Annotated in this window: 14 protein-coding genes; 9 read left to right on the forward strand and 5 right to left on the reverse strand. The window is 73.8% G+C overall.

All coding sequences use genetic code 11. The features are described from left to right. The first annotated feature begins 148 nt into the window (after positions 1-148). The 7 genes from IF09_RS0119395 (at position 149) to IF09_RS0119425 (ending at position 10767) form a co-directional block, all read left to right on the forward strand. Positions 149-1546 (forward strand): hypothetical protein, encoded by a 1398-nt coding sequence (locus tag IF09_RS0119395; RefSeq protein ID WP_418953059.1) that lies wholly within the window; start codon positions 149-151, stop codon positions 1544-1546. 5 nt (positions 1547-1551) lie between these two features. After that, positions 1552-2607, forward strand: a complete 1056-nt coding sequence (locus IF09_RS0119400; protein ID WP_078613343.1) for a glutamate ABC transporter substrate-binding protein — start codon at positions 1552-1554, stop codon at positions 2605-2607. Positions 2608-2678: 71 nt separating this feature from the next. After that, positions 2679-3944 carry a hypothetical protein gene (locus IF09_RS0119405; protein ID WP_030297353.1) on the forward strand — a complete coding sequence of 422 codons (1266 nt, stop codon included), beginning with the start codon at positions 2679-2681 and terminating at the stop codon, positions 3942-3944. Next, positions 3941-6721, forward strand: a complete 2781-nt coding sequence (locus IF09_RS0119410; protein ID WP_030297354.1) for a serine/threonine-protein kinase — start codon at positions 3941-3943, stop codon at positions 6719-6721. The genes IF09_RS0119405 and IF09_RS0119410 overlap by 4 nt, the downstream gene beginning before the upstream one ends. A 3-nt stretch (positions 6722-6724) precedes the next feature. Continuing rightward, the gene (locus IF09_RS46375) at positions 6725-8323 is read left to right on the forward strand and encodes a protein phosphatase 2C domain-containing protein (RefSeq protein WP_199920455.1); all 1599 of its coding nucleotides are present in this window, start codon (positions 6725-6727) and stop codon (positions 8321-8323) included. A gap of 36 nt (positions 8324-8359) precedes the next feature. Further along, on the forward strand, positions 8360-9685 hold the full coding sequence (locus tag IF09_RS0119420) for a vWA domain-containing protein (protein WP_030297357.1): 1326 nt from the start codon (positions 8360-8362) through the stop codon (positions 9683-9685). Positions 9686-9729: 44 nt separating this feature from the next. After that, positions 9730-10767 carry an FHA domain-containing protein gene (locus tag IF09_RS0119425; protein WP_030297359.1) on the forward strand — a complete coding sequence of 346 codons (1038 nt, stop codon included), beginning with the start codon at positions 9730-9732 and terminating at the stop codon, positions 10765-10767. A 15-nt stretch (positions 10768-10782) separates the two neighbouring features. On the opposite strand, the gene IF09_RS0119430 is transcribed toward IF09_RS0119425, so the two are convergent. Continuing rightward, entirely contained in the window at positions 10783-11799 is a 1017-nt protein-coding gene (locus tag IF09_RS0119430; RefSeq protein WP_078613344.1) for a methyltransferase domain-containing protein, read from the reverse strand. A 138-nt stretch (positions 11800-11937) separates the two neighbouring features. Between IF09_RS0119430 and IF09_RS0119435 the strand changes: the two genes are divergently transcribed. Further along, positions 11938-12342 carry a globin gene (locus tag IF09_RS0119435; protein ID WP_030297361.1) on the forward strand — a complete coding sequence of 135 codons (405 nt, stop codon included), beginning with the start codon at positions 11938-11940 and terminating at the stop codon, positions 12340-12342. Between the two features lie 61 nt (positions 12343-12403). On the opposite strand, the gene IF09_RS0119440 is transcribed toward IF09_RS0119435, so the two are convergent. From IF09_RS0119440 to ettA, 3 genes are read right to left on the reverse strand one after another with little or no spacing between them, the layout of a single operon-like run. Continuing rightward, a complete protein-coding gene (locus IF09_RS0119440) occupies positions 12404-13123 on the reverse strand; it encodes a hypothetical protein (RefSeq protein WP_030297363.1) in 720 nt (239 codons plus the stop codon). After that, complete coding sequence (locus tag IF09_RS0119445; protein WP_030297364.1) at positions 13120-13608, reverse strand: acyl-CoA thioesterase; 489 nt, start codon at positions 13606-13608, stop codon at positions 13120-13122. Before IF09_RS0119445 ends, IF09_RS0119440 begins: the two co-directional genes overlap by 4 nt. Positions 13609-13620: 12 nt before the next feature. Beyond that, positions 13621-15285 (reverse strand): energy-dependent translational throttle protein EttA, encoded by a 1665-nt coding sequence (gene ettA / locus IF09_RS0119450; protein WP_030297365.1) that lies wholly within the window; start codon positions 15283-15285, stop codon positions 13621-13623. A 337-nt stretch (positions 15286-15622) separates the two neighbouring features. On the opposite strand from ettA, the gene IF09_RS43115 reads away from it, so the two are divergent. Continuing rightward, the gene (locus IF09_RS43115) at positions 15623-16504 is read left to right on the forward strand and encodes a PRC-barrel domain-containing protein (protein WP_418953060.1); all 882 of its coding nucleotides are present in this window, start codon (positions 15623-15625) and stop codon (positions 16502-16504) included. A gap of 558 nt (positions 16505-17062) precedes the next feature. On the opposite strand, the gene IF09_RS0119460 is transcribed toward IF09_RS43115, so the two are convergent. Continuing rightward, entirely contained in the window at positions 17063-18547 is a 1485-nt protein-coding gene (locus IF09_RS0119460) for a bifunctional phosphatase PAP2/diacylglycerol kinase family protein (protein ID WP_030297367.1), read from the reverse strand. Positions 18548-18726: the final 179 nt, after the last annotated feature.

Consider the following 18726-nt stretch of genomic DNA (forward strand, 5'->3'; position numbering starts at 1 on the left):
GGCGGCCGTGGGGTCGTATTCACGGTGAAGGGGTGGGGTCGGCGCGCGCACAGGGGGGTGGATCACCCAAGATCCGGCACCGGGTGCTGTGGATGACCGTCACTACGGCCATACTGCTGCGGAGCAGAGGACCAAGGGGGAGGTCACGGTGGCCATCACATCACGCGCGCCCGCGCCCGGGGGCGGTGTCGCCGTCCCGCCCGCGGGTCCGCCGCAGGCGCCTCCCCGGCCCGGTACGGCCTGGGCCGAGGGCGTGGAGCGGCTGCGCGCGGCCGCGACGACCGAGCCCGGCCGGCTGCGGATCATCGGGGCGGTCCTGGCCGCGCTGGTACTGCTGTTCGGCGCGGTGACCGTCCTGGAGATCTCCGGCCGGGTCGGCGCCGCCGAGGACGTGGTGGGCCGCAGCCAGCCGCTGAGCGCGGACGCGGCGAGCATCTACCGTTCGCTCGCGGACGCCGACACGGCCTCCTCCAGCGGCTTCCTGGCCGGCGGCGACGAGCCGCGGGAGGTCCGCCGGCGGTACGAGAAGGACATCTCCAACGCCTCGAAGCTGCTGGTGAGCGCAGCCGCCAACACCAGGGCGGACGAGGACTCCCGCAAGCAGATCGCGCTGCTGAGCGAGCAGCTGCCCCGCTACACGGGCCTGATCGAGCAGGCGCGGGCCACGAACAAGCAGGGCCTGCCGCTGGGCGGCGCCTATCTGCGGTACGCCAACGAGCAGATGAGCACCCAGCTGCTGCCCGCCGCGCAGCGGCTGTACGAGGCGGAGACGGACCGGCTCTACACGGACTACGACGACGCCCGCTCGCTGCCGCTGGCCTCGCTCGCCACGGGCCTGCTCGCGCTCGGCGCGCTGGCGTGGGCGCAGCGCCGCAACTACCGGCGGACGAACCGGGTCTTCAACCACGGTCTCGTGGCGGCGACGGCCGCCTCGCTGGTGGTGCTGATGTGGCTGGCCGTGGGGCACACGGTCGCCCGGTCGGAGCTGGCGGAGGCCAGATCGGACGGGCAGGAGTCGCTGAAGGTGCTGAACGATGCGCGGATCGCCTCGCTCCAGGCGCGCGCCAGTGAGAACCTCACGCTGATCGCGCGGGGCGCCGTACTCGCCGCGGACAACAAGTCCGACAAGTACGACGTGGACTTCACGACCGAGATGAAGGAGCTGGACACCGGGCTGGCGAGGGCGCTGAAACTGGCCGACGACAGCAGCGGACGGGACCCGGTCGGTCGCGCCGCGGAAGGTGTCAAGCAGTGGAAGCAGCGGCACGCGGCGGCCCGGGAGACCGACTTGCGCGGCGACTACCAGGACGCTTTGCCCCAGGTCATCGGGGACAAGGACCACAAGGACAGCAGCGGGGCCTCGTTCGACACGGTGGACGAGTCCCTGGAACAGGCAGTGGCCCATGAGCAGAAGGAGTTCACCCGGGCGGCCCGGGGCGGGCTCGGGGCGCTGGGCGGTTTGGTGACGGGTTCGGCGGCCCTCGCGGTCATCGGCGCCGCGGCGGCGCTGCTCGGCATCGGGCGCCGGCTTTCGGAGTACAGGTGACAGCGATGCGGATACGCGTGAAGTCCCACGACGAGAGCCACGACGAGCGCCGCGACGACGGAACCGGCCGGCGCCGGCCGGCGGGGCGGCTGCGCGGCTGGGGCGGGGTCAGCGCCATGGCCGCCGCCTGCGCGGTGACGGCCGCGGCCGTCCTGCTGCCGCTGGCCCATGCCGCCCCGGACACCGGCCACCCGGCCCTGGTCCGCGAGCCCGCCTCGATGGCGGCCGCCCCGGCGCCCTGGTCGCTCACCGACACCTGCCAGGACCCGGAGGCCAGCCTGCGGCCGTCCGGCGTGGACGGGCCGGCCATCGAACGGATCCGCAAGGCGGGCAAACTCGTCGCGGGCGTGGACCAGAACAGCTTCAAGTGGGGCTACCGCAACCCGGTCGACGGCCGCCTCGACGGGTTCGACATCGCCCTGGTCAAGGCCATCGCAAAGGACATCCTGGGCGACGAGAACGCGGTCATCTACCGGGCCATCCCCACCAGCCAGCGCGTCCCCGCCCTCCAGGACGGCCGCGTCGACGTCGTCGTGCGGACCATGACGATCAACTGCAAGCGGCTGGAGGACGTCGCGTTCTCGACGGCGTACTTCGAGGCCGGGCAGCAGGTCCTCGCGCCCAAGGGCTCGCCGATCACCGGGTACGACGCCTCGCTGAACGGCCGCCGGGTCTGCACCGCGGCCGGCTCCACGGCCGAGGCGGCGCTCAAGGCCCAGCCGTACGGCTCGGTCCCGGTCAGCGTGCCCAACCAGCTCGACTGCCTGGTCCGGCTCCAGCTGGGCGAGGTGGACGGCATCATCACGGACAACGCGCTCGCGGCCGGCCAGGCCGCGCAGGACCCGTCGGTGCGCCTCGTCGGCTCCCCGTTCACCAAGGAGTTCTACGGGGTCGCCATGAACAAGGACGCCTCCGACCTGGTGCGCCGGGTCAACAAGGTGCTGGAGGACTACCGCGCCGGCGGTGACAACAGCCCCTGGATGCAGGCCTACGTGACGCACCTCAAGCCCGTCCTGCCCGGAGTGGCCGGACCGCCCGCGCCGAAGTACCGGGACGGCTGAGGCAGGTGGCAGAGTCGGAGCCCGATGTCAGGAAAGCGGAGGCGGGGTCTTTGGAAGCGCAGTCGGCAGTGATGGACCGGGACGACGTCGACCGCGCCCTGGCCCGGCTCGGCGCGGAGCACGAGGCCGTCGAGACCTCGCTGCTCGCCCTCCAGGACCACGCCGGGCGCCGGCTGCTGGAAGGGGCCGGGCTGACCGGCGTCACCAAGGAGCGGTGGGCCGAGGCCGACGCCGCCATCAGCCGGCTGTGGACGTACTTCGACGCCTACAGCGGGGCGCTGGGCGCTGCCCGGGAGATCCGTGAGCGGCGCCGCTGGCCGGGCCGCGAGGAGCTGATCGAGCTGACCGAGCGGCTGCGCGGGCCCGGGGTGCTGATCGCCGGGGCCGCGGCGGAGGGCGCGGCGCTGGCGGAGCGGCTGTCGCTCGCCGAGCTGGTGGCCCGGATGAACGAGCTGTACGCCAGCTCGCTGGACGTGGTGGTGGCCGCCGACTCGGTGTGGTCGGCGCTGCCCGCCCGTATCGACCTGCTCGCGGCCGAACTGCACCGCACCCGCTCGCTGGCCCACTCCGTGGGGGTCCGCCCGGGTGAGCACCCCTCGGGCGACGACCTGGAGGCCATCACCGCCGAGCTGACCGGGCTGCGGGCGCAGGTGATCGCGGATCCGCTGGCGTTCTGGGTGCCGGTCGCGGGGAGCTCCGCGCCCGGCGGCGGCCGTCCGGACACCACCCGCTACGACCGGGCCGCGGTCGCACTGGAGGACGTACGCCGGGAGATCGAGGCGGTCCTGGCCGTACGGCAGGACGCCGAACAGCGGCTGATCAGCCTGCGGGACGTGCTCTCGCGGGCCGACCGGACGCTGGCGGAGGCGCGGACCGCGCGCGGCGAGGTGCTGGCGAAGATCGCGGCGTCGGAGGTTCCCGTGGTCAGCGGGCCGCCGACGGCGCTGCAGGAGCAGCTGGCGGCGGCGGCCGAGTACCGGCGCCAGGCACAGTGGCACCGGCTCTCGCCGCTGCTGGAATCGCTGGAGGAGCGGGCCGAGGAGGAACTGCGCCGGGCCCGCGAATCGTTGACGGCAGTGACGGCTCCCCTGGCGGTACGGGCCGAACTGCGCGGGCGGTTGGACGCGTACAAGGCGAAGGTGGCCCGGCACGGGATGGCGGAGGATCCGCTCCTGATCGAGCGGTACGACACGGCGCGGCGGATGCTGTGGAGCGCGCCCTGCGATCTGCGGGCCGCCGAGCAGGCCGTGCTGCGCTACCAACAGGCGACGGCCGAGGCACTGGCACCGCCGCAGCCGCGGTACCGGCCCGAGGGGCCGGGGGAGGAGGACGCATGAGTCTGGTCGGAACCGCGTGCGTTCGCCCCGGCTGCCCGGGGTCGTACGAGGACATGGGCGACGGCGGGCTGTACTGCGACACCTGCGGTCTGGCGCCGGTCGGCGCCGTCGCCGCGGGCGCGGAGGAGCTGGTCTCGCCGCCGACGGGGATGACGAGCGCGGCCCGGCACGGCGACTCCCGGGGCTCGCAGGGTTCCCAGGGCTCGCACGGTTCGGCCCGGTCGGGCCGGTCGGGGTCGACATCGGCCTCGGCGCGCTCCTCGCGGTCCTCGCGTTCGTCGTCCTCCCGGCGCTCGGTGTCGGGCCGGCTCTCGCGCTCCCTGTCGGGCGCCGCGTCCACCCGCTCGGTGTCCGTGCGCAGTTCGGGTTCGGCGACCGGGCCCTCGGGGCGCAGCCGGCTGGGCGCCGGGCTGGTCAACGTCCCGGAGGTGCCGCGTCCGGATCCCTCGGCGGCGGTGCTGGAGAACCCGGAGGTGCCGGAGCGCAAGCGGTTCTGCTCGCGCTCGGACTGCGGGGCTCCGGTGGGCCGGGCCCGCGGGGACCGGCCGGGCCGGACCGAGGGCTTCTGCACCAAGTGCGGCCACCCGTACTCCTTCGTGCCCAAGCTGCGCGCGGGAGAGGTCGTGCACGGCCAGTACGAGGTGGCGGGCTGCCTGGCGCACGGCGGTCTCGGCTGGGTGTACCTGGCGGTGGACCGGGCCGTGTCGGACCGGTGGGTGGTGCTCAAGGGCCTGCTGGACACCGGGGACCAGGACGCGATGGCCGCGGCGATCTCGGAGCGGCGCTTCCTCGCGGAGATCGAGCACTCCAACATCGTGCGGATCTACAACTTCGTGGAGCACCTGGACCAGCGGACCGGCTCGCTGGACGGGTACATCGTCATGGAGTACGTCGGCGGCAAATCGCTGAAGGAGATAGCGAACGAGCGGCGGCGGCCGGACGGGCGCCGCGATCCGCTGCCGGTGGAGCAGGCCTGTGCGTACGGCATCGAGGCGCTGGAGGCGCTCGGGCACCTGCACAGCCGCAACCTGCTGTACTGCGACTTCAAGGTCGACAATGCGATCCAGCAGCAGGACCAGCTGAAGCTGATCGACATGGGCGCGGTGCGCCGGATGGACGACGAGGAGTCGGCCATCTACGGCACGGTGGGCTACCAGGCGCCGGAGGTGGCGGAGCTCGGCCCGTCGGTCGCCTCCGACCTGTACACGGTGGCGCGGACGCTGGCCGTCCTGACCTTCGACTTCCAGGGCTACACGAACGTGTTCGTGGATTCGCTGCCGGACCCGGAGCACATCGAGGTGTTCGGGCGGTACGAGTCCTTCTACCGGCTGCTGGTCCGGGCGACCGACCCGGATCCGGACCGCCGCTTCTCGTCGGCGCAGGAGATGGCGGACCAGCTGACGGGCGTGCTGCGGGAGGTCGTCGCCCTGCAGACCGGCCAGCCGCGGCCGCAGGTGTCCACGCTCTTCGGGCCCGAGCTCCGGGTGCCGGACACCCGGCTGTTCGCCGACGCGGCCGGGGCCGAGGTGTCCCGGCTGGGCGCACGGACGCTGCCGGCTCCCGCCGCGGTACGCAGGCTCGGGCGCAGGCCGGGGCCGCCGGGCCTGCCGCCCGCTCCGGCGGGTGCCGTGGCCCACGCCCCTGCGGGGACGCCGGGGGTGGCTGCCCTCGCGGCGCCGCTCGGGACCACCGCGACGCACCGGGTCGGCGGCCCGGTCGCCGCAGCGGCGCCCGCGGGTACCGTCCCGGCCGCGCGCCAGGCCCCGGTGCCGCCCGGCCGGCACACGACGGGGGCGGGTCCCGTGGCGGGCGGACCGGTGGCGGTGCCCGTACCGGCCGTCCATCCCGCGGGACTGGCCCCGCTGGACGCGAGGGGCATGGCGCTCGCCCTGCCGGTGCCGCTGGTGGCCGCGGGCGACCCGAACGCCGGCTTCCTGGCCGGACTGCTGGCCTCCGCACCGGGCGACCTCCTGGGCGCCCTGCACTCGGCGCCCGCCGACTCGGCGGAACTGCGGCTGCGCGAGCTGCGGGCCCGCCTGGAGCTCGGCGAACTCGCCGCGGCCGGCAGCGCCCTGACCGACCTGGAGGCCCGGCATCCGGACGACTGGCGGGTGGTGTGGGCCCGCGGGATCGCCTCGCTGGCCACCGGCGAGGACGAGATAGCGGCCCTGTCCTTCGACGCCATCTACGACGCCTTCCCGGGCGAGCCCGCGCCGAAGCTGGCGCTGGGCCTGTGCGCGGAGGTCCTGGGCCAGCTGGACAACGCCGCCGAGTACTACCGGCTGGTCTGGATCACCGACCCGGGATTCGTGAGCGCGGCCTTCGGGCTGGCCCGCGTCCAGCTCGCCGCGGGCGACCGGGCCGGGGCGGTGCGCACGCTGGAGTCCGTGCCCGAGGCGTCGATCCACTACACCGCCGCACGAGTGGCGGCGGTACGGGCACGCCTGCGCGACCGGTCTCCCGAGGAGGCGCTGCTGCCGGATCTGGCGGCCGCTGCCGCGCAGGTGGAGGCCCTGGAGCGGTTCGGCCTGGACGCGGTGCGCCACGAGCGGCTGTCGACGGAGGTTCTGGGCTCGGCCCTGGACTGGGTACTGTCGGGTAGCCGGGGTTCCGACCCCGGTCGGACCTCGCTGCTCGGCAGTCAACTGGACGAGCGGGGCCTGCGCTTCGGCCTGGAGCGCTCGTACCGCGTACTCGCGCGGCTGGCGCAGCGGGGCGAGGACAGGATCGAACTGGTGGAGCGGGCAAACCGTTTCCGTCCCCGGACGTGGGTGTGAGTGATGTCGATGCATCGGCCGTCTGGCTGCCCCAGCTGCGCGGAGCCCCTCGAGGAGGGTGACCGTTTCTGCGGAGTCTGCGGCTCCCCCGTGTCCGCCGCGCCCCCGCCCGTGTCCCGGGACAACCCGACCCGGCCGATCCCGCCGCTCCCGGCGGGACCGGCCGGCGGGTACGCCCTCGCGGAGCCCGCGCCCGGGTGGGGCAGTGTCGCGGCCGGTGCGGCGCCCACGCTGGTCGGCGACTCCGCCGGCTGGTCCGCATCGGCGGATGCGGATCCGGCCGCCGAGCCCGGCGCGGAGGCGGCCGCACGGCCGGCCCCCGACCCGGCCGCCGCCGCGCGCCTGGTCGCGGAGCCCGTCGCCCCGCCGGTCGCCGCGCCCGTAGCCGAGGCCGCGCCCGTACCGCCGCAGGGGCCCTCGTACGGGGCGCCCGGGCCGGCGTACGGCGGCGTGCCCGATCCGGCGGCCGGGGGCGAGATCCGCCACGACCGGCCCGGCAGCACCCCCACCCCTCCCGACGGGGCCCCCTGGGGCGCGGCCGAAGCCGCGTACGGCGCCGCCGGCCCCGCGCACGAGGACCCGTACGCCTCCGGCAGCCCGCAGGGCAGTGGTCCCGCGGCCGCCGACGGCGGGAAGACCTGCGTGGCCTGCCGGGCCGGGCGGGTCGACACCGACGGCTACTGCGAGCACTGCGGTCACGCCCAGCCCCGGGAGCGGGACCACCTCGAGGAGGAGCTCGGCAGCGTCGCCGCCGTCAGCGACCGGGGGCTGCGCCACCACCGCAACGAGGACTCGTTCGCGGTCGCGGCCACTGCCCTGCCCGACGGCTCGGCCGCCACCGTGGCCATCGTCTGCGACGGCGTCTCCTCCGCCAGCCGCCCCGACGAGGCATCGGCCGCCGCGGCCGGCGCCGCCAACGAGGCCCTGCTCGAAGCCCTCCCGCGCGGCGCCCACCCGCAGGAGGCCATGCACGACGCCATCCTGGCCGCGGCCTCCGCCGTGAACGCCCTGGCCCCGGAGGTCCCCGGCGCGCAGAACGCCCCCGCCTGCACCCTGGTCGGCGCCGTCGTCAGCGGCGGCCTGCTGACCATCGGATGGGTCGGCGACAGCCGCGCGTACTGGGTCCCCGACGACCGCGACGCCCTGCCGCGCCGCCTCACCGAGGACGACTCCTGGGCGGCCCAGATGGTCGCGGCCGGGCTGATGGGCGAGGCCGAGGCCTACGCCGACGTCCGCGCCCACGCCATCACCGGCTGGCTCGGGGCCGACGCGTACGACCTGGAGCCGCACACCGCCACCTTCAAGCCGGACCACGCGGGCGTCGTGGTCGTCTGCACCGACGGGCTGTGGAACTACGCAGAGTCCGCCCAGGACATGGCCCAGGTCCTGCCCGCGGACGCCGCCGCCCGCCCCCTGCACAGTGCGCAGGTCCTGGTGGGGCACGCCCTCGACGGGGGCGGCCACGACAACGTCACGGTCGCCGTCGTCCCGTTCGCCGCGCCGGCCGGGCCGGGAGCAGCAGAGCCGGCGACAGCCGCGTCGAGGCCTCAGCAGCCGCAAGCGGAATCGGAAATGGAAGCGGAAGTGCGCCCTCAGGGCTGATCCAGCCGCCCCGTCCCTCTCCTAGGAGTCCAACCGATGGCGAACTTCGCCAAGCCGAGCGCCCCGCGCTTCAGCGTGGAGGTGTACCAGAACGAGTTCCTCCCCGAGGGCGGGCGGGACGTCCACGCCATCGTCACGGTCACGTCCACCGGCGGCGCCGCCGCCACCCGGGCGGCGGCCGCCCACGGCTCGGCCGCCGTCGTGATCATGGTGGACTGCTCGGGGTCCATGGAGTACCCGCCGGACAAGATGCGCGGCGCCCGCGAGGCCACCGCCGCCGCCATCGACACCCTGCGCGACGGCACCGCGTTCGCCGTCATCGCCGGGACGCACGTGGCCAAGGAGGTGTACCCCGGCCAGGGCCGCCTGGCGGTAGCCGACCCGGCCACCCGCGCCCAGGCCAAGGAGGCCCTGCGGTCCCTGAGTTCCGGCGGCGGAACCGCCATCGGCACCTGGCTGCGTCTGGCCGACGGCCTGCTGCGCCAGTCCTCGGCCGCCATACGGCACGGCATCCTGCTCACCGACGGCCGCAACGAGCACGAGGACCCGGCCGTGCTCCGCGCCACTCTCGACGCCTGCGCGGGCCGCTTCACCTGCGACGCCCGCGGGGTGGGGACCGACTGGGAGGTCAAGGAGGTCACCGGCATCGCGAGCGCCCTGCTCGGCTCGGCCGACATCGTGGCCGATCCGGCGCACCTCACCGAGGACTTCACGCGCATGATGGAGAACGTCATGGGCAAGGAAGTCGCGGACGTCGCGCTGCGCCTGTGGACCCCGGTCGGCGTGGAGATCCAGTACGTCAAGCAGGTCGCGCCCACCGTCCAGGACCTCAGCGACCGCCGCACCGAGGCGGGCCCGCGCGCCGGCGACTACCCGACCGGGTCGTGGGGCGACGAGTCCCGCGAGTACCACGTGTGCGTCCGGGTTCCGGCCGCGTCCGTCGGGCAGGAGATGCTGGCCGCCCGGGCCACGCTCCTCCTCCCCGGCGCGCCGGGCGAACCGCCGGCCACGCTCGCCCAGGGGCTGGTCCGGGCGGTGTGGACGGACGATCTGGCCGCCTCCACCGCCATCAACCCGCAGGTCGCCCACTACACGGGGCAGGCGGAGCTCGCGCAGGCTATCCAACAGGGCCTGGAAGCGCGCAAACTGGGCGATGTCGACGGCGCCACGGCCAAGCTCGGCCGTGCCGTGCAGCTGGCCAGTGCCTCCGGAAACGCAGACACGGCCAAACTGCTCGCGAAGGTGGTGGATGTCGTCGATGCCGCGGCGGGTACTGTGCGGCTGAAGGCGAAGGTCGCGGATGCCGACGAGATGACCCTCGAAACGCGTTCGATCCAGACCGTCCGAGTGAAGAAGACCTGAGAAGACCTGACGCGATGACGCAGGCTGAAGGGGGAAGAGCCGCCATGCCGACCTGCCCGAACGGGCACCAGTCCGCCTCCGACGACTGGTGCGAGGTCTGCGGCCACCGCATGGCTGCCGCCACGGGTGCGCCCGCGGCGCCCTCCTACGGCTACGGCTACCCTCCCACCGCCGGTGAGCCGACCGCCCAGGCGGAGCTCTGCCCGCAGTGCCGCACCCCGCGCGAGGCCATGGCCCCGTTCTGCGAGGAGTGCCGGTACAACTTCCTGACCCGCTCGGCGACCTCGTACACACCGCTGGGCACGGACGCGGGTGCCGGCGGCGCGACCGGCGCCGGGGCAACCCCGCCACCTCCGCCGCCTGCGCCGCCTGCGCCGCCCGCGCCGCCGGCTCCTGCCCCGGCGCCGTTCTCCCAGGACCACTTCGAGTACCAGGGCTCCCGGCCGTCCCGGGTCAACCGGCCGGCGGAGCCCCTGCAGCGCGAGGACGACTGGCTGCTGCCGCCCCCGGCACACGAGCAGCACCAGGCCCAGCCCCAGCAGCAGTACCGGCAGCAGCCCCCGCAGCAGGAGTACCGGCAGCCGGAGTACCCGCAGCAGCACGAGTACCAGCAGGCCCACCAGCCTCAGCAGCAGCACCAGGCCCAGCCCCCCCAGCCGTTCCCGCCGCAGAGCACCGGCGCCTGGAGCGCCACGATCGGCCCGGACCGCTCGTACTTCATGGCGATGATGCAGCGCAGCGGACCCGAGGCGGCCGGGCTCAACCTGCCCGCGTACTCACCGGAGCAGCACCTTCCGCTCTCCGGCGGCCAGATCACCATCGGCCGCCGCCGCGCCTCGACGGGCGAGTCCCCGGACATCGACCTGTCGGTGCCCCCGGAGGACCCGGGCGTCTCCCACCAGCACGCGGTGCTCGTCCAGCAGCCCGACCTCAGCTGGGCGGTGGTGGACCAGAACTCCACCAACGGCACGACCATCAACGGCGGCGAGGAGCCGATCCAGCCCTACGTCCCGGTGCCGCTCACCGACGGCGACCGGGTCCACGTGGGCGCCTGGACCACCATCACCATCCGCCGGGGCTGATCCCCGGCCGCCGGGCTACTCCCCCAGGGGCCATACGTACGGGCCCTGGGGGTCGTCGAGCCAGGACCACTGACCCTCCGCGCTGACCGTCACCCCGAACCGCTCGCGGGCCGGCCTGCCCTCGCCGCGCCACAGGTCCAGGGCCTCGCGCGGGTGCAGTGCGCCCGCCGTCAGTACGAGCATGAACTGGAACCGCTCGTTCTCCACCAGCTCGTACGGGAGCCCGTACGACAGCCCGGGCGCGGTCGGCGAGGCCGTGGCCCCGCGGAGCGGGACGAAGTACGCCGGGGTGTGCAGGAAGTGGCCCTCCGCGAAGCCGGCGTCCCGGACCGTGAGCGCGATCAGCCCGGTCGACAGCGGGGCCAGGATCCGCGCCCCGGGCCGGCACTGGCCGAGCCAGGCGTGCGGGATCAGGGGCAGTGTGCAGGTCACCAGGATCCGGTCGAACGGGGCCCGGGAGGGGCAGCCGCGCGCCCCGTCGCCGGTGACCACGGTCGGCCGGTAGCCGAGCAGGGCCAGGTGCGCCCGCGCGGACTCGGTGATCTCCTCGTCCAGGTCCACCGTGGTGACGTGCTCGTCGCCGAGCCGGTGGCAGAGCAGCGCGGCGTTGTAGCCGGTGCCGGCGCCGATCTCCAGCACGTCGTGCCCGTCGCGGACGTCCAGCGATTGCAGCATCTTCGCCATCAGGGACGGCTGGCTGCTGGAGGAGACCAGTTCGCCGTCGCGCAGCCGGGTGGCGAGCGGGCCGTCCGTGTAGACCCCTCGCAGCCAGCGGGCGCGGTGGGCCGGGTCCGGGTCCTCGCCCCACAGCCGCTCGTGGCCGGCGCCGCGGCCGGTGAAGAAGTACGGGACGAAGACGTGCCGGGGCACCGCCGCGAAGGCCGAGCGCCAGGCGGGATCCTGCAGCACTCCGGCGGCGGTCAGCTCCCGCACCTGCGCGGCGTGGGCGGTGTCCCGCAAGTCCCGCGTCTCGGCGTGCGCGGCCGGCGCGGGATGCGCGGGGCGCGCGGAGTGTGCGGCGTGTGCACCCATGGCTCCACTGTCCTGCGGCCGGGCCCGGGAGGCGAGCGGTGGGCGTGGGAGCCGGGCCGCCGCGGGTGCAGGTGGTCGCCGGCGCCGGTGGTCCTTAAGTCCTCGGTCCTCCGTCCGGGCGTCTGAGACGATGGTCGGGTGAATGAGATTCCGCGGGGCACGCTTCAGGAGCAGACGTTTTACGAGCAGGTGGGCGGCGAGGAGACGTTCCGCCGCCTGGTGCGGCGCTTCTACCAGGGGGTCGCGGAGGACCCGCTGCTGCGCCCGATGTACCCGGAGGAGGACCTCGGCCCCGCCGAGGAGCGGTTCGCCCTGTTCCTGATGCAGTACTGGGGCGGCCCGAACACGTACAGCGAGGACCGCGGCCACCCGCGCCTGCGGATGCGGCACGCACCGTTCCAGGTGGACGCGGCGGCACACGACGCCTGGCTGGGGCACATGCGCGTTGCGGTGGACGAGCTGGGCCTGGCGCCGGAGCACGAGGCGCAGCTGTGGCGGTACCTGACGTACGCCGCCGCATCGATGATCAACACCGCGGGCTGATCCGTAGAGGGCCCGTACGGCGCCCGTACGCGGAACGCCGAGCGGAGGGCGCGACCGGAGGCTAGACCGGCCGGACCTGGAGGGCGCCCAGGCCGCCGTTGCCGCCGGGGCGGCGCATCGCGATCGAGCCGTACGGGGTGCGCAGCCGGAGCCAGCCGCCCGAGGCGAGCAGGGCCACCGGCTCGGGGGCGCCGGGTGCGGGGGTACCGCTGGCCACGGCCGACCGGATCGGCCGCAGGAAGCCCAGGGACTGCGCGGCATGCACGGCGCGCAGCGGGAGCTCGGTGTCACCCAGCGTCCGGGACCAGATCTCACGGCCGATGCGGTCCCGCTCGGACCGGGTCCGGTGCTGTGGGGGCAGGGCCTCGTCACGGGCCCGGAACTCTGCGACCGAGGCCGCCACGGCGGCCCGGATCTCCTCGGCGCCGGGCAGCCCGGGCAGCTGCCGCCAGCCGCCGCGGGGCGGGAGCACCCCGGTCCACGGCGGGCCGGTGACCGGCCCGGGAGCGGCGGCGCCGGCGGTGGCCTCGTCGACGGATTCCAGCAGCTCGCCGGCGGACACCGTCACGTCCAGCGGCCCGGAGAGGGGCACGGCGAGCCGCACCGTGCGGATGGCCAGCACCTCGAAGGAAGCCGGCCGTCCGAAGACGGCGAGCGCGCCGCCGCCCGCCTGCGCCTGCAGGCGGACCGCGGCGGCGCGGTCGTAGTGCACCAGCCGGCCCAGGAAGGCGGCGAGGTCCGCCGCCTCCCCGGAATCGGCGAAGCGCAGCTGCTCGGTCATGCCACCAGGCGCCCTTCGGCGGCCTTGGCCTTGACCTTGGACTTGCCGGCGGGCGTGGCCGGCTCGTCGAGGTACTTCTCGAGGAAGTGCCTCTCCTCGGCGGTGATGCGGCGGGGCCGCCCCTCGGCGAGGTTGTACGGCACGACCACCGTCTCGGCGCGCACGTACACCGTCTCGGGTGCGTCCTCGGTCGCCTCGTCCTTGACCTCGTAGCCGATGGTCAGGGACGCGGCGCCGATCCGGCTCACCCAGGACTCGATGAGGACCGGCTCGTGACGGTGCACGAGGGGCAGCTTGTAGTCGATCTCGTGGCGGGCCACGACGGAGCCGCCCGTGAAGGAGTCACTGCCCTCCCCGGGCGCCAGCCGGAACATGAAGTCGATCCGCGCCTCTTCCAGGTAGCGGATGAAGACGACGTTGTTGACGTGCCCGAAGGCATCCATGTCCGACCAGCGCAAAGGGCACCGGTAGAGGTGTCTGGCCATTCTTCGTCAGCCTCAGCCTCGAGTGAGCTTCTTGTAGGTGGCACGGTGCGGACGGGCCGCGTCCGGGCCGAGACGCTCGATCTTGTTCTTCTCGTACGACTCGAAGTTGCCCTCGAACCAGTACCACTTGGACTCGCCCTCGTACGCCAGGATGTGCGTGGCGACCCGGTCGAGGAACCAGCGGTCGTGGGAGATGACCACGGCCGCGCCGGGGAACTCCAGCAGCGCGTTCTCGAGCGAGGACAGGGTCTCGACGTCGAGGTCGTTGGTGGGCTCGTCGAGGAGCAGCAGGTTGCCGCCCTCCTTGAGCGTCAGCGCCAGGTTGAGGCGGTTGCGCTCACCACCGGACAGGACGCCGGCCGGCTTCTGCTGGTCCGGACCCTTGAAGCCGAAGGCGCTGACGTACGCGCGGGACGGCATCTCGACCTGGCCCACGTTGATGTAGTCCAGCTCGTCCGACACGACCGCCCAGAGGGTCTTCTTGGGGTCGATGTTGGCGCGGGACTGGTCGACGTAGCTGATCTTGACGGTGTCGCCGACCTTGATGGCGCCGGAGTCCGGCGTCTCCAGGCCCTGGATCATCTTGAAGAGCGTGGTCTTGCCGGCGCCGTTCGGGCCGATGATGCCGACGATGCCGTTGCGCGGCAGCGTGAACGACAGGTCGTCGATGAGGACCTTGTCGCCGAACGCCTTGGAGAGGTTGTTGACCTCGACCACGATCGAGCCCAGACGCGGGCCCGGCGGGATCTGGATCTCCTCGAAGTCCAGCTTCCGCATCTTGTCCGCCTCGGCCGCCATCTCCTCGTAGCGGGCGAGACGGGCCTTGGACTTGGTCTGGCGGCCCTTGGCGTTGGAGCGGACCCACTCCAGTTCTTCCTTGAGGCGCTTCTGGCGCTTCTCGTCCTTGCGGCCCTCGACCTTGAGGCGGGCGGCCTTCTTCTCCAGGTAGGTGGAGTAGTTGCCCTCGTAGGGGTGCGCCCGGCCGCGGTCGAGCTCGAGGATCCACTCGGCGACGTTGTTCAGGAAGTAGCGGTCGTGGGTGACGGCGACGACGGCACCCGCGTACTTGGAGAGGTGCTGCTCCAGCCAGTTCACCGACTCGGCGTCGAGGTGGTTGGTGGGCTCGTCGAGGAGGAGCAGGTCCGGGGCCTCGATCAGCAGCTTGCAGAGCGCCACGCGGCGCTTCTCGCCACCGGAGAGGGTGGTGACCGGCCAGTCGCCGGGCGGGCAGCCCAGGGCGTCCATGGCCTGCTCGAGCTGGGCGTCCAGGTCCCACGCGTTGGCGTGGTCCAGGTCCTCCTGGAGCTTGCCCATCTCGTCCATGAGGGCGTCGGTGTAGTCGGTCGCCATGAGCTCGGCGACCTCGTTGAAGCGCTTGAGCTTCTTCATGATGTCGGCGGCGCCGTCCTGGACGTTCTCCAGGACCGTCTTCGACTCGTCGAGCTTGGGCTCCTGCATGAGGATGCCGACCGAGAAGCCGGGCGACAGGAACGCGTCACCGTTGGACGGCTGCTCCAGACCAGCCATGATCTTCAGAACGGTGGACTTACCGGCACCGTTCGGGCCGACCACACCGATCTTCGCGCCGGGCAGGAAGTTCAAGGAGACGTCATCAAGAATCACCTTGTCGCCGTGCGCCTTGCGCGTCTTGCGCATGGTGTAGATGAACTCAGCCAAGAGAAACCGTCCGGCAGATCGATGGGTGGGCAGATACACCCCATCTTGCCAGGCGTCCATAGCCCGGGGGAAACCCGTATGGTCAGCGCCCCCGACCTGGGGGGGCGGCCCGGGGGCGGGTCTCACCCTTTGGTCGCCGTTGGGCGTCGTCGGTAGCTGCTGGAGGCCCACGGACGGCCCGGAACGGATCCTGTTCCCGTCGCTCCTGGCCGGCCCGGGGATGCCTGCGTGAGGCGGACAAGCGCGGGCGGTAGCAGGACTCCGGAAACCCGACCAATATGGGAAGGAAGGCTCTTCAAGCGTGCTTCCGCGCGATTCCTCCCGCTTAGGCGAAACGGTGACCGCGTGGGCAGGAGGCACCGAGATGATCACTCAGGTACAGATCGCCACCGTGTTGGACCACTCGGTCCATGACGCCGATGGAAACAAGATCGGCGATGCCAAACACGTCTTCCTCGATGCCGTCACCGGCCGGCCCGAGTGGGTCAGCGTCAAGACGGGTCTGTTCGGCGCCAGGGAATCTTTCGTTCCCCTCCGTGAGGCCACCGTGGTCGAGGACCACCTCGAGGTTCCCTACGCCAAGGACACGGTCAAAGAGGCCCCCAATGCCGACGTCGACGCCGGGGGCGCCCTCTCGGCTGACGAGGAACACCGCCTGTACGAGCACTACGGCATCAAATGGGAGGACGGCGGGCAGCAGGCCGGCCAGCCCGGCCAGGGCAGAGGGACCCGCACCGACTCCCGGGCCGTCACGGACGCCTCCACTGCAGGAGCCTCGCTCGGCTACGACGACACGACCGCCTCAGGCATCGCCCGCAGCGGCAAAGAGGACGTCGTCGACACCAGCGCGCCCCAGTCCGATTACGACGACACCACCGCCTCAGGCATCGCCCGCAGCGGAACAGCGCCCGCCCGATCTGACAGCTCCGAACGGCGGACGCCTCCACTGCAGGAGCCTCGCTCGGCTACGACGACACGACCGCCTCAGGCATCGCCCGCAGCGGCAAAGAGGACGCCGACACCAGCGCGCCCCAGTCCGATTACGACGACACCACCGCCTCAGGCATCGCCCGCAGCGGAACAGCGCCCGCCCGATCTGACAGCTCCGAACGGCGGCGAGCACGGCTCCGTATGTACGTGGCTCCCGAAGAGCGGCGAACGTAACTGGACGGACCGAGCGGCGAGGGGCGCACCCGCAAGGCGGTCAACAGCGTGCTGAAGCGGCCCGGTGGGGCGCTCGACGGCCCACGGACGGCCCAGGCGGCATGAGACGGCCCCCCGGCTCGCGGTTCCATCGCAGGTGGGGGGCGGTTTTTCGTCATCCGATGGCCAGTAACACCCCATCTTGCGGTACGTCCATCCCTGGGGGAAACCCGTATGGCTCCGGGGGCCCCTCCCGGCATAGCCCCCGGTCCCGTTGACGGCTTCGCCCGTCGCCGTCCAGAAGTCCTCGGGCCCCCCGATCCGGCGGCCGTCGAGCACGTAGTCGTCATCGCGCCCCTGAGCCTGGGGGGGTGTCGTCAAAGTAGCGTCGTCCGCCCGTGAGGGCGGGGCCGGCGGGGTCTGGTGTGTGTGATCACAAGGCGGAGGCGGGAGTCCGCCTCGCCGAAGGCAGGGGGGAGGAGGCGACGCTCGCGTCGCCGACCGACGACGACGCGGCGAGCGCACGTGCCACACCCCTCCGGCCTGGGGGCACCTCCCAGCGGTAGCCGGGGGAGGGACTTCGACGACACCCTCTCGGGGCGTGCGCGCGGTCGGGGGAGGGCACAGGGACCGCTCACCGGGGGCGGTAGACCGTCAAGGCGTTCGGGAGGGTGTCGAGGACGAGCGCGGCGGGGGCGTGCGCGTACTCGCCGTCGTACGCCAGCGGGGTACCGGCGGGGATCTCCGCGACGCGCAGGCTGCGCAGGCGGGTGGCCGTGTGGACGGGGGACCGGCTCAGCGGGCCCGCGAGCGCGGCGGCGAACAGGCGCGGGCCGGGGCGGCCGCCGCCGTGCACGAGGCGGACGTCGAGCAGGCCCTCGCCGAGGCCGTCGCGGCGGCGGGGGGCCGGGCCGGTGCCGTGGTAGGTGCCGTTGCCCGCGAAGAGCAGCCAGACGCTCCGGGGCCTGCCGGCCAGCCGGAGCCGTACGGGGCGCTCCGCACGCAGCACCTTCCAGGCGGCCAGGAGCGCGGCGGGCCCGCCGCCGATCCGGGGCCCCCAGTGCAGGCGGTGGCGCAGCAGCTCCGGGTAGGCGCCGATGCTGAAGGTGTTCAGGAAGTACCCGGAGCGGCCGTCCTCGGGGTCGGGGCCCGGGGTGAAGCGGCCCACCGCGGCGTGCACCGCCTGGCCTGCGGCCACGGCGCGGCAGGTGTCCTCGGCTCCGGCAAGGCCGAGGTCCAGGGCGAAGTGGTTGAGCGTGCCGCCGGGGAACACGGCGAGCGGCACCCCGGCCCGCAGCGCGGCGGTGGCGGCCGCGTTGACCGTGCCGTCGCCGCCGCACACCCCGAGCACGGTGGCCCGGGCGGCTGCCGCCGCCAGTTCCGCGGACAGCTCCGGGCCCTCGCACTCGACCACCTCGGCCTTGGGCAGCCGGGTGCGCAGGATGTCCAGGCCCGCCGCGGCAGCCGTGCCCGACCCGGTGTTGACCACCACCGTGAGCCCGGCCCCGTCCGGCAGCGCGGGCGCCTCGGCGGCCGTCCGCTCGTCGCCCGGCACGACCCGCGCCTCCTCGACGCCGCGCGCGAGGCGGCGTACGGCCAGGCCGGCGGCCACGCCCAGCGCTGCCCCCGCGACCACGTCGGACGGGTAGTGGACCCCCGTGTACACGCGGGAGAACGCCACCGACACGGCCAGCGGGGCCAGCACGGCGCCCCAGCCGGGCGCCTCCAGCGCCAGCCCTGTGGTGAAGGCGAACGCGGACGCCGAGTGCCCGGACGGGAACGAGGTCGTCGTCGGCTGCGTCAACAGCCGCCGCACCTCGGGCACCCCCTCCAGAAGCGGGCGGGGCCGGCGTACGGACCACTTGCCCACGCTGTTGACGGTCGCCGAAGCCAGCGCCAGCGAGGCGGCTCCGCGCAGCGCCGCCTTACGGGCCCCGGCCGAGCCGAGGACCGCGATCGCCGCGGCGGCCCCGCCCCACAGCACCCCGTGGTTCGCGGCCCGCCCGAGTCTCGGCAGCACCCGGTCGGCCGCGGGCCAGTGCCTGCGGGCCACCCCGTCGAACAGCATCCGGTCCCACCGCGCGGCGGCGCCCCGCCAGGTCAACTCCTGATCAGCCATTGCCTGCGCCTACCCGAACCGCCGCTCCTGGAACCTGCGCCTGCGCCAACCGGCCCTCCCCGGGCACCCCCTGCGCGCGTCGGACCGCCCCCGCCGGCCGGCATACCGCTCGCGGGACCCCCTCCCCACGCACCCCGCCGCCATGCCACCGGAGCCACCTCAGGCGCGACGTGCCGCCA

The organism is Streptomyces katrae (genome assembly GCF_000717655.1).
GTDB classification, from domain to species: domain Bacteria; phylum Actinomycetota; class Actinomycetes; order Streptomycetales; family Streptomycetaceae; genus Streptomyces; species Streptomyces katrae_B.

What these genes read in the sequence shown, in the direction of transcription:
- IF09_RS0119405 (WP_030297353.1), top strand. Translation starts at nt 2,679, where the DNA reads ATGGACCGGGACGACGTCGACCGCGCCCTGGCCCGGCTCGGCGCGGAG.
- IF09_RS0119445 (WP_030297364.1), bottom strand. Translation starts at nt 13,608, where the DNA reads ATGGCCAGACACCTCTACCGGTGCCCTTTGCGCTGGTCGGACATGGAT.
- IF09_RS0119430 (WP_078613344.1), bottom strand. Translation starts at nt 11,799, where the DNA reads ATGGGTGCACACGCCGCACACTCCGCGCGCCCCGCGCATCCCGCGCCG.
- IF09_RS0119460 (WP_030297367.1), bottom strand. Translation starts at nt 18,547, where the DNA reads ATGGCTGATCAGGAGTTGACCTGGCGGGGCGCCGCCGCGCGGTGGGAC.
- IF09_RS0119440 (WP_030297363.1), bottom strand. Translation starts at nt 13,123, where the DNA reads ATGACCGAGCAGCTGCGCTTCGCCGATTCCGGGGAGGCGGCGGACCTC.
- IF09_RS0119420 (WP_030297357.1), top strand. Translation starts at nt 8,360, where the DNA reads ATGGCGAACTTCGCCAAGCCGAGCGCCCCGCGCTTCAGCGTGGAGGTG.
- IF09_RS46375 (WP_199920455.1), top strand. Translation starts at nt 6,725, where the DNA reads ATGTCGATGCATCGGCCGTCTGGCTGCCCCAGCTGCGCGGAGCCCCTC.
- IF09_RS0119425 (WP_030297359.1), top strand. Translation starts at nt 9,730, where the DNA reads ATGCCGACCTGCCCGAACGGGCACCAGTCCGCCTCCGACGACTGGTGC.
- IF09_RS0119400 (WP_078613343.1), top strand. Translation starts at nt 1,552, where the DNA reads ATGCGGATACGCGTGAAGTCCCACGACGAGAGCCACGACGAGCGCCGC.
- IF09_RS0119410 (WP_030297354.1), top strand. Translation starts at nt 3,941, where the DNA reads ATGAGTCTGGTCGGAACCGCGTGCGTTCGCCCCGGCTGCCCGGGGTCG.